The sequence below is a fragment of the Salinicola sp. NYA28a genome (assembly GCF_976982775.1).
The window spans coordinates 2,019,191-2,032,687 of the sequence record NZ_OZ334582.1; the positions used below are offsets into that span (position 1 = coordinate 2,019,191).

Annotated in this window: 10 protein-coding genes; 7 read left to right on the plus strand and 3 right to left on the minus strand. The window is 63.0% G+C overall.

All coding sequences use genetic code 11. From position 1 onward, the window contains the following. The first annotated feature begins 4 nt into the window (after positions 1 to 4). On the plus strand, positions 5 to 763 hold the full coding sequence (locus ACWHY3_RS09150; RefSeq protein ID WP_332779586.1) for a YciK family oxidoreductase: 759 nt from the start codon (positions 5 to 7) through the stop codon (positions 761 to 763). Positions 764 to 800: 37 nt separating this feature from the next. Here ACWHY3_RS09150 and ACWHY3_RS09155 read toward each other — a convergent pair whose 3' ends face one another. Together ACWHY3_RS09155 and ubiG are read right to left on the minus strand one after the other, a co-directional pair. Further along, complete coding sequence (locus ACWHY3_RS09155) at positions 801 to 1,478, minus strand: HAD-IA family hydrolase (protein ID WP_448128082.1); 678 nt, start codon at positions 1,476 to 1,478, stop codon at positions 801 to 803. Then, positions 1,475 to 2,257, minus strand: a complete 783-nt coding sequence (gene ubiG / locus ACWHY3_RS09160; protein WP_448128083.1) for a bifunctional 2-polyprenyl-6-hydroxyphenol methylase/3-demethylubiquinol 3-O-methyltransferase UbiG — start codon at positions 2,255 to 2,257, stop codon at positions 1,475 to 1,477. The genes ACWHY3_RS09155 and ubiG overlap by 4 nt, the downstream gene beginning before the upstream one ends. Positions 2,258 to 2,547: 290 nt before the next feature. On the opposite strand from ubiG, the gene galU reads away from it, so the two are divergent. Both galU and ACWHY3_RS09170 read left to right on the plus strand, forming a co-directional pair. Then, positions 2,548 to 3,435 (plus strand): UTP--glucose-1-phosphate uridylyltransferase GalU, encoded by an 888-nt coding sequence (galU, locus tag ACWHY3_RS09165; RefSeq protein WP_448128084.1) that lies wholly within the window; start codon positions 2,548 to 2,550, stop codon positions 3,433 to 3,435. Positions 3,436 to 3,439: 4 nt separating this feature from the next. Further along, positions 3,440 to 4,720: a nucleotide sugar dehydrogenase gene (locus ACWHY3_RS09170; RefSeq protein WP_087719730.1), complete on the plus strand. Its 1,281-nt coding sequence runs from the start codon at positions 3,440 to 3,442 to the stop codon at positions 4,718 to 4,720. Positions 4,721 to 4,771: 51 nt separating this feature from the next. On the opposite strand, the gene ACWHY3_RS09175 is transcribed toward ACWHY3_RS09170, so the two are convergent. Further along, positions 4,772 to 5,365, minus strand: a complete 594-nt coding sequence (locus ACWHY3_RS09175) for a superoxide dismutase (protein WP_448128085.1) — start codon at positions 5,363 to 5,365, stop codon at positions 4,772 to 4,774. A 347-nt stretch (positions 5,366 to 5,712) separates the two neighbouring features. Here ACWHY3_RS09175 and ACWHY3_RS09180 point away from each other — a divergent pair, with 347 nt between their 5' ends. The 4 genes from ACWHY3_RS09180 (at position 5,713) to msrA (ending at position 13,496) form a co-directional block, all read left to right on the plus strand. Further along, positions 5,713 to 6,738 carry a hypothetical protein gene (locus ACWHY3_RS09180; protein ID WP_448128086.1) on the plus strand — a complete coding sequence of 342 codons (1,026 nt, stop codon included), beginning with the start codon at positions 5,713 to 5,715 and terminating at the stop codon, positions 6,736 to 6,738. Positions 6,739 to 6,742: 4 nt separating this feature from the next. Then, positions 6,743 to 8,617 carry an autotransporter assembly complex protein TamA gene (gene tamA / locus ACWHY3_RS09185; protein WP_448128087.1) on the plus strand — a complete coding sequence of 625 codons (1,875 nt, stop codon included), beginning with the start codon at positions 6,743 to 6,745 and terminating at the stop codon, positions 8,615 to 8,617. Beyond that, positions 8,581 to 12,777 carry an autotransporter assembly complex protein TamB gene (gene tamB, locus ACWHY3_RS09190; protein ID WP_448128088.1) on the plus strand — a complete coding sequence of 1,399 codons (4,197 nt, stop codon included), beginning with the start codon at positions 8,581 to 8,583 and terminating at the stop codon, positions 12,775 to 12,777. The genes tamA and tamB overlap by 37 nt, the downstream gene beginning before the upstream one ends. A gap of 80 nt (positions 12,778 to 12,857) precedes the next feature. Further along, the gene (msrA, locus tag ACWHY3_RS09195) at positions 12,858 to 13,496 is read left to right on the plus strand and encodes a peptide-methionine (S)-S-oxide reductase MsrA (protein ID WP_087719734.1); all 639 of its coding nucleotides are present in this window, start codon (positions 12,858 to 12,860) and stop codon (positions 13,494 to 13,496) included. Position 13,497 lies beyond the last annotated feature (1 nt).

Genomic DNA, 13,497 nt, shown 5'->3' on the forward strand with positions numbered 1-13,497 from the left:
CCTTATGACGTGTCATATCGATTACCAGGCACCTGACGGGTTGCTCGACGGAAAGATCGTGTTGATCTCTGGTGCCAGTGCCGGTATCGGTCGGGCTGCAGCGATGAGCTACGCGCGCCATGGGGCTACGGTCATACTGCTCGGCCGTAGCGTCAGTCGTCTCGAAGTGGTTTACGACGCCATCGAGGCAATGGGTGCACCACAACCGGCAATATTTCCGCTCAACCTGGAGAGCGCGACCTCGCAGGATTATCGAGCGGTCGTCGCGAAGCTTGAGAAGGAGTTCGGCCGTCTCGATGGTCTGCTCCACAACGCGAGCATTCTCGGGGAGAGGGTGGCGGTCGACGCCTACGACCCGGAACTCTGGGCGAAGGTGATGCAGGTCAACTTCACCGCCACGCTAGGCTTGACGCAAGTTCTGCTGCCGCTGCTGGGACAGTCCGCCAGCGCGTCCGTCATATTCACCTCTTCCAGTGTGGGGCGGCGCGGGCGCGCCAACTGGGGCGCCTATTCGACCTCGAAATTCGCCACCGAAGGATTGATGCAGATTCTCGCCGACGAGCATCAGGGCTCGGCCATCCGCTTCAATTCGCTCAATCCCGGCGCGACACGCACGGTCATGCGCCAATCGGCCTATCCGGATGAGGACCCTCGGGTGCTTCGTACGCCGGAAGAGATCATGCCGACCTACCTTTGGCTGATGGGGCCGGACAGCGAGTCAGTCAGCGGTCAGGCTTTCGACGCCCAACCGCCGAAGACGTGAGGCGGGCGACTAGACCCGCCGCCTTGCCTGGCTTCGCTCAGCGCTCCGCGAGCGACGCCAAGAGAGCCTCAGCGAGCGACTCGGAGGTATCGAACCAACGCGCCGCCGGCCAGTCATCGATATTCTCGTCGTCCGGGATATAGCCATAACGGACCGCCACCGCGGTCATGCCTGCGCGGTCGGCCGCTTCCATATCGCGCCGGTGATCTCCGACATACCAGCACTTTCCTGCATCGACGCCGAGCTGCCTGGCAGCGAACAGCAGGGGTTCGGGATCGGGCTTTCTGACCGGCAGGTCGTCGGCGCACACGAGCACGCCCGGTCGCAATCCGAGCGCCTCGACCAGCGGCTCCGCGTACAGCCTGGGCTTGTTGGTCACGATGCCCCAGCCGCGCTTCCCGGCTTCCCAGCGCTCGATGACGGCTTCCAGCCCCGGGTAGACGCGGCTATTGTCGGCGACGACTTCCGCGTAACGCTCGAGCAGATATCGGCGGGCCACGGCATGCTCCGGGTGATCACTGGCGAGTTCGAGGGCAAGTGTCACCAGCGCGCTACCGCCGTTGGAAACCTGGGCGCGAATCACCTCGTAGGGCAACCGCGCCAGGCCATGATGTTCGCGGAGGCGATTGGTGGCTTCGGCCAGGTCGGGTGCCGTATCGATCAAGGTGCCGTCGAGATCGAACAGCAAGGCTTGAGGCAAGACACTCGACCTCATTGCCCGCCGCCGCCGGTCCGCTCTTCTCCGGTCCATTCGGGGCGCACATGCACCATGTAGTTGACCGAGGCATCATTGGCGGTCAGGCGGTATCGCCGTGACACGGGATTGTAGGTCAGACCGGTCTGGTTCTGGAGCCGCAAGCCATGTTGACGGCACCAGCTCGACAGCTCCGATGGACGGATGAACTTGCGATATTCGTGCGTACCGCGCGGCAGCAGGCCCAGCACGTATTCGGCGCCGAGGATCGCAAAGGCGTATGCCTTCGGGTTGCGGTTGATCGTCGAGAAGAACAGGTGACCGCCAGGCTTGACCAGCCTGGCGCAGGCTTCGATGACCGAGCTTGGATCGGGCACGTGTTCGAGCATTTCGAGGCAGGTCACGACATCGAATTCTCCGGCATGCTCAGCCGCCATCGCCTCCACGCTGATGTGACGGTAGTCGACTTCCACACCGCTCTCCATCTGGTGCAGCCTGGCAACCGACAGCGGCGCTTCCCCCAGATCGATCCCCGTGACCCGAGCGCCACGCATGGCCATGGCTTCGCTGAGAATGCCGCCACCGCAGCCCACGTCGAGAACCCGCTTGCCGGCCAGTGAAACGTGCGATTCGATGAAGCCAAGACGCAACGGGTTGATATCGTGCAATGGCTTGAACTCGCCCTCACGATCCCACCAGCGACTGGCCAGCGCATCGAACTTGGCGATCTCGGCCTGGTCCACGTTGCCATGGAGGGCGACGTTGTCGTGAAGCGCGGCGTTATCAGATGATGGTGTCATGAATAGGTCTTCCTTCCCTGGGATGTCGGCGCACCGTCGGATGGGTCGATCGACCGCTGCCGCGACTCGAAGCCGGTTCAGCGGTGCGTGGCTTTGCGATATTCTACTATGGACGGTAGCTTGGCTGGATGCCAAGTTAGCAAAAACAGCTGGTAAAAGGGCGGCACGATTTTGTCACCATTCTGCGACTGTGCTTTCGGCTTCTTGCCCGCTAAGCTAGCAGTAAGGATCCGATATCGGGACGCCAACAAACCGCTGATTTCATACCCAGGAAGGGAAGGACCTCAAAAATGATTCGCAAGGCCGTACTGCCCGTCGCCGGATTCGGCACACGTTGTCTGCCCGCCTCCAAGGCGATTCCCAAGGAGATGATCACGATCGTCGACAAGCCGGTGATCCAGTATGTCGTCTCCGAGGCGGTAAAGGCAGGCATCAAGGAGATCGTGCTGGTGACGCACTCTTCGAAGAGCGCCATCGAAAACCATTTCGACAAGCATTTCGAGCTCGAGACCCAGCTGGAAGCCAAGGGCAAGAACGAACTTCTCGAAGAGCTTCGCAACATCATCCCGGACGACGTCAATATCATCAGCGTGCGTCAACCCGAAGCGCTCGGCCTGGGTCACGCCATCCTCTGTGCGCGCCCGGTCATTGGCAACGACCCGTTCGCGGTGCTGTTGCCGGACGTCGTCATCGACGATGATGGCATGGCCAGCAACGATCTCACCGGCATGATCAAAGCCTTCGACGAAACCGGCAAGGCCCAGATCATGGTCGAGACCGTACCGAAGGAATTGACCTACAAGTACGGCATCGTGGCGCTGGAAGGCGACGAGCCGGCTGCCGGCGAGAGCGCACCGTTGACGGGCATGGTCGAGAAGCCGAAGGTCGAAGAGGCACCGTCGACGCTGGCCGTGATCGGTCGTTATCTGTTGCCGGGCGAGATCTTCCCGATTCTGGCCGAAACGCCGCCCGGTGCGGGCAATGAAATCCAGTTGACCGACGCCATCGAGACGCTGCGCAAGAAAAGCGGCGCGGCGGCCTATCGCATGCAGGGCCAGACCTATGATTGCGGCAGTCAGCTCGGTTATCTCGAGGCGACACTGGCGCTGGGACGCAAGCACCCGACGCTGGGTGAAGGTTTCCGTCAATTGATCAAACAATACGCGGCCGAGGACTGAATCGATGCGGGTGGTCGTACATGGTAGCGAACTGGCCGCGGCGACTGCCGCAGCCGCATTATGCTCGGTCGGGCATCAGGTTACCTGGATGCCGCATGCCGATTTCCCCTGGGAAAGTCTGGCCAATGCCGATTGGGTGATCAGCGAGCCGGGACTCAAGGATCAGATCCTTGCCGGCCAGAACTCCGGCCAGCTGGTGATCGTCGAAGAGGTGCCGGCCGATACCGATGCGGACGTCCACTGGCTGGCCCTGTCGCCGGATCAGCGTGAAGCCGCCGAGAGCTACGTCAGGCAGGTGCCGGGGCGCCAGAGCACGCCCCTGGTCGTCGTCAACAATTCCACCTTCCCCGTAGGGCAGACGGAGAAGCTCGAGGCACTGCTGGGACACTCCGGGCAGGTGGCCGTCGCGCTGCCGGACCGTATCGAGGAAGGGCGCGCGTGGGAGACGTTCACGCGCCCGGCGCACTGGTTGCTGGGTAGCGAGGAAGAGTGGGGCACCCAGCAGATTCGCGAACTGCTGCGCGCCTTCAATCGGCGTCACGAAGTGTTCCAGTTGATGCCTCGTCGTGCTGCGGAGCTGACCAAGCTCGCCATCAACGGCATGCTGGCCACGCGTATCAGCTTCATGAACGAGCTGGCCGGTCTGGCCGACTCGCTCGAAGTGGATGTCGAATACGTGCGCCAGGGGATGGGGGCCGATACGCGTATCGGTTTCGAATATCTCTACCCCGGCTGCGGCTTTGGTGGCCCCAACTTCTCTCGCGATCTGATGCGTCTGGCCGATGTCCAGCACTCGACGGGGCGTGAGTCCCACTTGCTCGAACATGTCCTCGACATCAACGAGAGCAAGAAAGAGACGCTGTTCCGCAAGCTCTGGAACCATTTCAAGGGTGAACTCGAAGGTCGTACCGTCACGATCTGGGGGGCGGCGTTCAAGCCGGGCACCGCTCGGATCGATCATGCGCCCGTGCTGACGCTGCTGGAAGCGCTGTGGGCGCAGGGTGTCACGGTCAAGGTGCACGACCCGGCAGCGTTGCATGCGCTGGGTCAGCTCTACCCCGATCACCCGCAGTTGGAGTTGTGCGAAGGCGACTTCTACAGCGCCTGCGAAGGCGCCGATGCCCTGATGCTGGTGACCGAGTGGAAGTGTTACTGGAACCCGGACTGGCGACGTCTATTGCAGGCGCTCAACACGCCGCTGATTCTGGATGGTCGCAATATCTACGATCCGGCCTATGTCGCCTCGCGGGGATTCGTCTACCGCGGTATCGGGCGTCGAGCCTAGGTTCCCGTCAGCAACACCCTTCAAACCCGCGCTGGCCAGTCCGGCCAGCGCTCATTCAGCCACTTCGCTGTTGAGTTGCGCGTACTCCCAGTTCAAATGCGGCCATAGCGCATCGAAATACTCTCCTCGCAGACCTCGATGGTCGATTCGGTAGGCATCTTCGGCCAGCGTGATCGCCAGTAACGGGATCGTTCCGACGGGAAAACGCCCCGGCGCCGATGTCGTCAGTTGCAACGTGTTTTCGGCATCGATCACCAGCCACGACCACCCGGCCTCGCTCGCGTCGATCCGGGCTCGCCACTGATATTGCAGTGCCCCCACGCCGCCGAAAGCGGTATCGATCCGACGGGCCAGTGCCCCGGGTACTTCCACGCCACGCGCGCTCAGTCCGTGCCAGAAGAACACCAGGTTCCAGGCTTCCTGGGCATGATGGCGCACGGTTTCGTCCCCCGTGTTCGCCAGCGCGGCCAGGGAGAGATTGTCATCTGGCGACTGTCGCGCATTGAGGGCGTCGATGTGACGGCGATGGTGATGGCTATAGAGCAGGTCGACCTGGGCTCTGGACACTTCGGGCTCCAGCGAATGGCGCTCGAACGGAAGTGCAGGTAATTCGAATCGGGACGCGAGGTGGGACATCGTACTCATCGACAGGGTTGGAAGACGGTTAGCGGCAGATACGGGCCGAAACGGGCGAGGCAGATCGCGGGCATGCTACCGCGAACCCAGCCGAGATCCCAATTCGATGCCTATATCTCCACCGCGGCTGTTATCATGCGAACCCTGCGTTGCCAAGCCTAGGCTTCGCAACGGCTTTCACGTAACGTAATCCTTCGGCCGTTCGAGGCCGGCTTCCGACGCTGATTCCCCTGGCGCGATGACGCCGAAAGTAGGTGGCCGGCGAGACGATTTCCGGTGTCCGCACCAGCGAACGCCAAACACATCGCCCGTTTCCATCAGCGACAGCATCACTATTGGCAAGGTATACGACGTCAATGCCATCACAATCCGACGAGCATCGCGCACCCCCGACCATCGTTCCCGATCGCAGCGACATGACGACACCCCGAACGGGCGCGCGCCATTACCAGGGATCTCCCGGGCGGCGCCCGCCCAGGGTGTGGCCGTTATGGTTTTTCATTCTGCTGTTGATCGCTGGCGCGGGGGCCGGAGGCTGGCAACTCTGGCAGAGGTTGCAGGCGCAGGATGCCCAGATCGCCAAGCTCAATCAGCGCCTGGATGCGACCGGTTCGACATTGGACGCTTCCGGGGAAAGTCTGCGCGCCGAGTTCGATCGGCTGCGCGATCAGTTCGAGGCGACCCGAGCGGCGGTGGGTAGTCTGGAAACCAGAGTCGCGAATTCTGGCGAAAATGACCAGACCGCGCAGCAACTCGAATCGCTCCAGCACACCGACCAGGACCTGCGTGATTTGATCGCGACGCTGCAATCCTCGTTCACGGCACTGGAAAGTACTGGCGAGGACGAACGCGGCGCGCTATCGGCAAGGCTGACCACGCTCGAAGGCGGTCAACAGCAGCAGGACGAGCGCATCACCGCCGTGAACGACGCTCTGGATCGGCTGGAGCAGGCCAGCCAGACGCAATCGGACCAGCTCGTCGCCTCGCTCGATACGCTGCGTCAGGATCAGCAAGCGCTCTCGAAGCAGCTCGAAGAGATCGAAGGCTCGAATACTCAAGCCGCGCTGACGGACCTGCAGTCCACGCTGGCGACGTTGGAAAGCCGGGTCGATACGCTCTCGCAGCAGGAGACACCGCCCACGGACGAGTTGGAACAGGTTCGCAGCTCGCTGACGGAACTTCGGCAGGGGCAAACCGCTCTCAATGCCAGTCTCGAATCCTTGCAGTCACGCGTCGATGATCTGCCCGCCGGGGTCAGCGCTTCTCAGATTCGCGAACTCAAAGAAAGACTGGGATCACTCGAGGCCAGTCGCGCCCAGCTGACGCGACGTGTCGCCTCGCTGATTACCAATGTCTCTGATCTACAGCGCGGCGGAGGTTGAGTCGATGTTTCAAGCCAAGGTCCCGTCTCATATCAATGTCTTGAGGATGGGACTGATCTGCCTGGGGCTGCCTGCCGCGGGGCAAGTCTGGGCGCTGGATGTCACCGTGCAGGGATTGAGCGGGGCGCCCGCGGACAATGTCGTCAATATGCTTTCCGAGCTCGAGGCCGACAGCCAGTCCACTCGCGAACGCCTCGACGGTGTAGTAAGGAACCGAACCGAGCAGGCCCTTCAGGCGTTCGGTTACTACAACGTCGAACTTGCCACTCGCTATCCCGACGAGGACAACGAACGCGTCGTCATCGATATCGAGCCGGGCAAACGTACCGAAATCACGCAGGTCAACGTCTCCCTCGATGGTGATGCCAAGGAGGACGAGGCGTTCGAGCAAGCCATGCGGTCGAACCCGCTCAAGGTCGGTGACCCGTTGTTGCATTCCCGCTATGACGGCTTCAAGGGCAGACTGTCGACGCTGGCCCTGGAGCGAGGCTATTTCAATTCACGCTTTAGCCAGCAACGTATCGAAGTGCGCCCCTGGGAAAGCAGCGCCCGCATCTTTCTCGACTTCGACAGCGGCCAACGCTACCGATTTGGGCATGTCCACTTTCGAGGCAGTCAGATCCAGCAGCACCGCTTGAAGAACATGGTCCCGTTCGAGCCGGGAGAGCCCTATCTCGCCGGCGATCTGGCCACGCTCAATCAGAATCTGGGGCAGACCAACTGGTTCAGTGGCGTGGCAGTGCGACCGCGCGTCAACGAAGAGTCGTCTCCCGCAGCCCCCAGCCAGTGGTGGCGCGAGGCGACCGGCCGTGACACGACCGCCGATCCCAATTCGGTGCTGGGTGGGCCGGGCTTGAACGTGGCCAGGGAAATAACCGATAGCCGACCCATGGTCGGCCGACCCATGGTCGTGCCTGTCGATGTGGAGCTGACCCCGGCGGATCGCCATCAGTTCGAGGTCGGCGTGGGTTATGCTACCGATGTGGGGCCGCGCACCCAGTTCTCCTGGACCATACCCTGGCTGAATCGCTACGGTCACAGCCTGACCAACTCGCTGTATCTTTCCGCGCCCGAACAGCGCTTCTCGGGAGAATACACGATTCCGCTCGAGAACCCGCTGAGAGACAGTTATCGCGTTCGCTACGGCCTCAAGAACATCGATAACGAGGACACCAAGAGCTTCGAGAGTTCGGTCCAGATGGCACGTCACTGGGAATTCTCCAATGGTTGGGCGCAGGATCTCTACTGGCAGACCACCTACGAGAACTTTACCCAGGCCGACCAGGACGATGCCGTACTGCTGCTCTATCCCGGCATCAGCTGGTCGCGCACTCGCAAGCGCAACCAGACCTTCCCGAGCTGGGGCGACAGGCAACAGTTGACACTGGAATGGTCGGACCCGGCCTGGGGATCGGATGCTCGCTTCGTGCGGACCACCTTCGATTCCCAGTGGGTGAGAATGCTCGGCAGCGAGAACCGTTTCGTCGGCCGTATCGGTGGTGGCGCCATGGCCACCAATACCTTCGACAAGATCCCGCCATCGCTGCGCTTCTTCGCCGGGGGCGACCAGAGTATCCGCGGATACTCCTACGAGAGTCTTTCGCCCGAAAACGAGGACGGCGAGCTTCTCGGTGGTCAGCACATGCTGACCAGCAGCATCGAGTATCAACGCCACCTGACCGGCAACTTCTGGAGCGCCACGTTCGTCGATACGGGCAACGCGTTCGACGAATGGTGGCCGGACGAACTCAAGACCGGCGCTGGCGTCGGCGTACGCTGGATATCACCCGTCGGGCCGATCCGTTTCGATATCGCCCATCCGTTTGACGACGAGGAGGACTCTTGGCGTCTCCATTTCTCCATCGGACCGGAATTCTGATTCGACTGCTGCTGTTCCTGGTCCTGTGGCTGCTGGGCCTGATTCTGACGCTCGCCGGGCTGGGTCTGTCGCCCTGGGGCAGCCAATGGCTGTTCGAGCAGGCCCAGTCGCGTGGCTGGGTCGAGGCGCAACGTTTCGAGGGGGCGCCGCTCGATGAACTGACCATCGAGGGGCTACGCCTGTCAGCCGGGACGTTGGATATCGCCGTGGACAGTTTTCATCTTGCCTGGGCCGACGACTGCCTGCTCAAGGGCCGCGTGTGTCTCGACGATCTGAGCGTCACCGGCGCCCGTATTCGACTGGGCGAGAGCGATTCCCAGCCTCCGCCGGCGCCCGCAGCGGAAGAGAGCGGCGGCATGCCGTCGATTGCCGTTCCGCTGCCTATCGAGATTCGCCAGGTTCGTCTGGATGACGTCGGCATTCGGCTGGTCGATGGCACCAATATCCATTGGCAGCACTTCCAGACGGGCGCCGAAATGTCCGGCAACCATCTGAAACTGTTACCGACGTCGCTCGAACAGACGCGTATTCGACTGCCCGAGAGTCCGGGCCAGACGCTCGCCATGCCCGATCTCGGCACCGGCGTTCTGAGTCCGGATGCCATCGACGCCTCGGTCGCCATCAATGCTGTCGGCGACACCGCGACGATGTCATCGACCTCGATCACCGACGCGCCACCGGCCTCGATCACCGACACGCCGCCGGCAGCGCTTCCCGACACGCTTCCCGACAACCCCGTGACGATGGCATTGACGCCGCTGACGCTGGCCGCTGCCGCCAACGTTGCCGAGGCAGACCCCGACCGGACCGACGCCCGCGTCGAACGGATCGAGCAGAGTCTCGCAGCGCTTCGCGAGCAGTTGCCCGGTCTCCAGTTGCCGCTGGAGATCGAAGCACCGAGCGTGACGATCAGCGACGTCAGCCTCGAAGGCCCGAGTCCGCAACGGTTGAACCGACTGGCGCTCTCTTTCTCCGCCGTCGATCGCAGGATCGAGATCCAGCGGCTGATGCTGGATGCACCGGATGGCCATGCCGAGCTTACCGCCAGTGCCGAGCTCGAGGGGGATATTCCGCTTGCCCTGTCGTTACAGGGACGGGTGACCCGCGCGCCGGTCTACGGCCAGACGATGACACTCGATGCCAAGGGCACGCTCGACGATCTGGATATCCAGCTGCGCACGGCCGGTAATGCCGAGGCAGCGCTAGATGCCCGGATTCAAGCCTTCGAACCGGGGCTGCCGTTCTCCGTGAACCTCAATGCGGATCGGCTGCGTTGGCCGCTGGCATCGCGCCCATTCGCGCCTTTCACCGACCTGGACGATGGCCTCGATGAGGCCGCCATCCTCGCGGCCCGCGAACTGCAAGACGTGCAGGCCATCGAGCAGACGGCGCCGCAATATCAGCTCGACCACCTGGCGCTGAACGTCGATGGCACGCTGGCGAACTATCGCGCCGATCTCGACCTCGCCGGACAGGGCGCCGGGTTGCCGCCCGCCACGCTGAAACTCGCTGGCAAAGGCGATCTCGACCATTTCGCCTGGCAGCCGATGCAGGTGGCAAGCCAGGGAGGCAAGCTCGAAAGCCAGGGTACGGTGCGCTGGGCGCCGGCACTGTCCGCCAGCGTGCATCTGGATTTCCAGCAGCTGCCGCTGGGCGCTTTTTCACAGACCATAACCGGGCAACTGAATGGCCAGACTCAGGCGGCTTTCGCGATGCGCGACGACGGCGGCTGGCAGCTCGCGCTACCTCGGCTGGCGATCGACGGTCGGCTTCAGCAGCGGGCTCTCAGTTTGCATGCGCAGGTCGATGGCAACAGCGAGATGCAGTGGAATATCCGCGAGCTCGATTTGCGCCAGGGCGATAATCGGATCACCGCCAGCGGGCGAGTCGACCGGAATCTCGACATCGAGGGGCATATCGATGCGCCCGCGCTGGGCACGATCCTGCCGGATCTCTCTGGCGCACTGAGCGGCCAGTTCCAGGGCCGCGGGACGCTGGACCGCCCGCAGATCGCGGTCGATCTTCGGGGTCGCGATGTCGGCTATGCCGAGAACCGGCTCGACCAACTGGCACTGAAAGCTGACTCCACGGGAACGCAGGATCCGCAGTTCGACGTGGATCTGACAGCGAGCGGCATTCAGACGGCGGGACAGCAGATTCGATCCGTCGAGCTCGATCTCGCCGGGCGACTGTCCCGGCATCAGCTGTCGCTCGATGTAAGCGGTGGCGAGGGCCTTCCGGTTTCGCAGGCGTCCATCCGCCTTCAAGGCGGCCTCGATAGCGCTTTCCAGCATTATCAGGGCGCGTTCTCGAGATTGTCCGCCTCGACCGACTATGGTGATATCGGGCTGCGCGATTCCCTGGACTTTACGGCCAATCTCGCTGATTCCAGTGCGACGATTTCCCCGTTCTGCCTCGACCGGCAGCAGGGCGGCGCGCTCTGTCTGACCGAGCGCATGAATGCCTCGGCAGCTCAAGGGCGAGCCGCGCTGTCGATTGACGATCTTCCCATGGCGCTGCTCAACGATTTCATGCCCGAAGAGTGGCAGGTCGAGGGCCAGACCAACGGTGATATCGTCGCCAGCTGGTCGCGAGGTGGTCAGGCCTGGGCCGCCGACGCCGATATCGACAGTGACGTGACGGTCAGCGGCGTCGATGCACGAGGCGCGCCGTGGCAGGTGCCGGCGGCGACGATATCGCTGTCGCTGGATGCCGATCAGCAGCGGGCCCGGACCCAGCTCGATCTGCAACTGGAAGACGCGGGCCGGATTCGGCTGCAGGCTCGGATCGACGATCCCGCGGGCGACGGCACGCTGGAAGGGCGTCTGCAGATGAGCGATCTCCGTTTCAGCCCCTACCGACCACTGGTGGCGGGAATCGACCAGTTGGAAGGCGCCATCAACGGCGATGTGGCGCTAGGCGGCACGCTTGCCATGCCGGCGCTGAATGGCGATATCACCATCGATGGCATCCAGGTCAAGGGCGGCGTATCGCCGGTCGCGATCACCGACGCCCAGCTGTCACTGGCCCTGCAAGGCCAGTCGTCGACGCTGCAGGGCTTCGTGCAGAGCGACGAGGGCCGGCTCGATCTCTCGGGGAATGCCAACTGGCAGGATCCGGCCAACTGGCAAGCCAACGTCGACATCGACGGCACCGAAGCACCGCTGATGGTAGCGATGCCGGCCTACGGCCGCCTGAGGGTTGCCCCGGATCTGCAGATTCAGGCGATGCCGCAGCGGCTTCAGGTTCGCGGCGATGTCAGCGTCCCCTGGGCGCGTCTGGAGATTGGCCAGATTCCTTCGTCGGCGCAGGCGCCCAGCAGCGATGCGGTCATCATTACCGAGGAGGAGGATCGCCAGCAGCAGGCCGCAGCTGCGGCCCGGCAAAACGAAGAGGGCGCCGGTACGGCTCAGGCCCTGGCCGATGCGGGGATGCAGCTCGATGTCCGCGTCAACCTGCATCTCGGGCCGGACATGCAGTTGGAGGCCTACGGTCTCGAAGCCGGGCTCACCGGCGAGCTGCAGGTGCGTCAGGGCACCGGTCCGGTCCAGCTTTATGGCGACGTCAATCTGGTCGACGGCACCTACACCTCGTTCGGGCAGGATCTGATCATTCGCCAGGGGCAGGTATTGTTCAGCGGGCCGGCGTCCCAGCCGAGTCTGCAGTTCGAGGCCATCCGCAATCCGGATACCACCGAAGACGACGTAATCGCCGGCTTGCGGGTAACCGGCTCGGCTTCGTCACCGCGTCTGACGATCTTCTCCGAACCCGCCATGACGGAGAGCCGCGCCCTGTCCTATATTCTTCGGGGCCGAGCGCCCGAGGATTCCGGCAGCGGCGACGACGCCTTGACCTCGGCGTTGATCGGGCTCTCGCTGTCGCAGACCGGCAGTGCCGTAGGACAGGTCGGCCAGGCGTTCGGCGTGCAGGATCTGAGTCTCGATGCGTCGGGGTCGGGCGACGACAGTCAGGTGGTGGTCAGCGGTTATGTCTTCGACGACTTGAAGGTGAGCTACGGCGTCGGCATATTCTCTCCCATCGCCGAGCTGACCCTGGGTTATCGCCTGATTCAGAATCTCTATCTGCAGGCCGTTTCCGGCGCCGCGCAGGCCGTCGATCTGATCTACACCTTCAGCCTGGGCCGCGCCAGCGATACCTGAGACGCTCATCCAAGGGGCTCGCCCGACATTATCGGCGTCCGGCAATGCCGGGCGCCTCTTCGATCATCCGGAGGTAAGCCATGTTTCAACGACGTTCCGAATCGCTACCGACTGCGGAGACAGCACTCCCGGGCCGCGATACGCCCATTCAGATCAGCGGTGAACACCTGATCAATGGCGCTGCGATGCAACCGCCTTTCCCGGCCGGCACCGAGCAGATCGTATTGGGGCTGGGGTGCTTCTGGGGGGCGGAGCGGCTGTTCTGGGAACTGGATGGCGTCGTCGTCACTGCCGTGGGCTATGCCGGCGGCATCACGCCGAATCCGACCTATGAAGAGACCTGTACCGGCAGGACGGGCCATGCCGAAGTCGTGCTGGTCGTCTACGATCCGGGCCGTGTCACGCTCGAGTCGCTGCTGGGCGCCTTCTGGGAAGCTCATGATCCGACCCAGGGAATGCGGCAGGGCAACGACCTGGGCACGCAATATCGTTCGACGATCTATACCACCAACGAGAAGCAGCAAGCGGTGGCCGAGCGGAGCCGGGACGAGTATCAGACGGCGCTGCAAGCCCAAGGCCTGGGGGAGATCACCACCGAGATCCGTCCGCTGGATACGTTCTACTACGCCGAAGAGTATCACCAGCAGTATCTCGCCAAGAATCCCAATGGCTACTGTGGCCTGAAGGGAACGGGCGTTACCTGTCCGCTACCGGCCTGAT